Here is a 2,049-nt window from a genome sequence, read left to right as displayed (position 1 = left end):
AGTCTCAATCGGCCGCGGTGGCAGTCGCACAGCCGTGCTGTGTCGTCACTGCACCTTGCGCCCGAACCACAGCACTCGCCCGATGATATGAATCGAGCGACGATCGACATCGTGCCAGCTGGGATAGGCCTGGTTGTCGCTCACTATCGAAATTTGGCGCCCCTGCGGTCCCAGCGCGACCCGCTTGACCACCAGCGCATCGTCGCTGCGGATCACGTATATCCCGTCGCGCAATCGCTGTCCGGTGTCCGAAAGATCGACCATCACCTCGTCGCCGTCGGACAGCGTCGGTTCCATCGAATCGCCTTCGACCCGGATCACCGAGAGGCTGGCCGGGCGGCTCGCGGTCAGCTGCTTGAGCCATTTCTCGTCGAACCCGAACCGCGCGTGCCGCGCCTCGAGTTCGGTCATCGCTCCATGCCCCGCCGAGGCGCGGACATCGAGCAAGGGGATTTCGACGAGCCCACCGATGCCCCTGGTGCGCGGGGGGCCGCCAAGCAACTCCTCCTCGACCCCGAAGAATTGCGCCAGAACGCGGCGATCTTTCGGGTCGAGTTCTCTCGGACTGCCCCGCTTGATGAACTGCTGGATGTATGCCGCATTGCGGCCGAGCAGCCGTGACAGCCCCGAGTAGTCGACGCGTTGCTCGCGGATCAGCCGTTCGAGTTCGAAGCGTACCTGCTCGCTCATTTCGGCTCCGAGGTTCGACTCATAGGAAATATCCTAGACACTGTGAAATCTTCCTAATAGGAACATAGCAGGAACGCAAGGTGATTCGCGAGTCGTTGGTGATGCAATCGGAGCTCTTGAACAGGATCGAGCATCATTTGGCCGCGACCGGCGTAGCGCCGACGCGATTTGGGCGCATGGTTGTCGGCGATCCGCGCTTTGTCGAAGACTTGCGGGCAGGGCGTAATCCGCGTGATCGAACGATTGCCAAGGTTGCCCACTACCTCGACGAACGTGTCACGAGTGCACTTGGAGCAGGGTGACCGGAACGGTACGCACAGAACGAACCCACGGACGTCAACGCGGCCAAGATTTGCCCACCGGGGACGCCGAATGGTGGGCTAGTGCTCTCGCGATCTAGCGCGAGTATGGTCGAGGCGCGTTCTTACACGCCGCGATGTAGATTGACGCGGCAGACACGTAGGGCAAACGAAAGGTTGTGGTGGTCTGGCGGGACGTGCGCAAGCGCCTTGAAGCTCGAAATCGGAAAGAAGAACCTGCAATGAGCCTAGCGCCGGATACCACGGGGACGATCGGAAAGCCTGCGTGCCAGTCCTGCCGGTATTGGGATCGCGCCGACGACCCGGTAGATGGCACCGTGCTAGGGTTGTGCCGCCGATATCCCCCAACCTATGACGGTTGGCCGATGACGGCGATCGCGGATTGGTGCGGGGAATGGCAGAAATGCTGATTTTTGTATCCGCGCTCGCGCTCACCCTCTGTCCGCCGGGGCCGCGCGACAACTGCGTCGTCGACGGCGACACCTTCTGGCTCAGCGGTGAGAAGATTCGGATCGCCGACATCGACACGCCCGAAGTAGGTACGCCGCAATGCGCTGCCGAGAAGGCCTTGGGTGATCGCGCTACGCGCCGCCTACTTGTGTTGCTCAATGCCGGACCGTTCGAACTGCGCCAATGGGGCACACGCGACCGCGATCGGAACGACCGACTATTGCGCGTCGTCATCCGGGATGGCCACTCCATCGGCGATCGCCTGGTCAGTGAAGGTCTGGCGCGTACCTGGACGGGTCAAAGAGAGCCGTGGTGCTGAGATGCGGAAACGCTCGTTCGCTGACCTGCTAGCATTTTCATAAGCTTAGGCAGATAGTTCGCACGCGACTCAAGGAGATCGCGATGCGGGGCATACTGTTTCTATCGCTTCTGGTTGCGCCGATCGGGCCGTCAATGGCCCTTGCGCACGGCGGTGGTCTCGACGCGAGCGGCTGTCACCATGATCGAAAACGCGGTGGCTACCATTGCCACCAGGGATCGGGGGCAGCCCCACCGTCGTCGCGCGCCGCGGATCGACCACCGCGCATTG

Annotated in this window: 2 protein-coding genes and 1 pseudogene; 2 read left to right on the top strand and 1 reads right to left on the bottom strand. The window is 62.1% G+C overall.

Going from position 1 to position 2,049, the window contains the following annotated elements:
- Positions 1–45 precede the first annotated feature (45 nt).
- Positions 46–690, bottom strand: coding sequence for a S24 family peptidase (locus RMN84_RS00505; RefSeq protein WP_309610252.1), 645 nt, complete (start codon positions 688–690; stop codon positions 46–48).
- A 774-nt stretch (positions 691–1,464) separates the two neighbouring features.
- On the opposite strand from RMN84_RS00505, the pseudogene RMN84_RS00500 reads away from it, so the two are divergent.
- Positions 1,465–1,779: pseudogene (locus RMN84_RS00500) on the top strand (thermonuclease family protein); the annotation flags it as partial.
- A gap of 83 nt (positions 1,780–1,862) precedes the next feature.
- On the top strand, positions 1,863–2,049 hold a 187-nt coding region (locus tag RMN84_RS12255), incomplete at its 3' end, for a YHYH domain-containing protein (RefSeq protein ID WP_405051407.1).

Origin of the sequence: Sphingomonas sp. (genome assembly GCF_031380695.1) — a bacterium.
GTDB lineage: Bacteria > Pseudomonadota > Alphaproteobacteria > Sphingomonadales > Sphingomonadaceae > Sphingomicrobium.
The sequence above is the reverse complement of the archived record's forward strand: the minus strand, read 5'-3'. Positions and strand labels throughout refer to the sequence as shown.

Excerpts from the sequence above, each read along its gene's own strand:
- RMN84_RS00505 (WP_309610252.1), bottom strand. The coding sequence starts at position 690 with ATGAGCGAGCAGGTACGCTTCGAACTCGAACGGCTGATCCGCGAGCAA.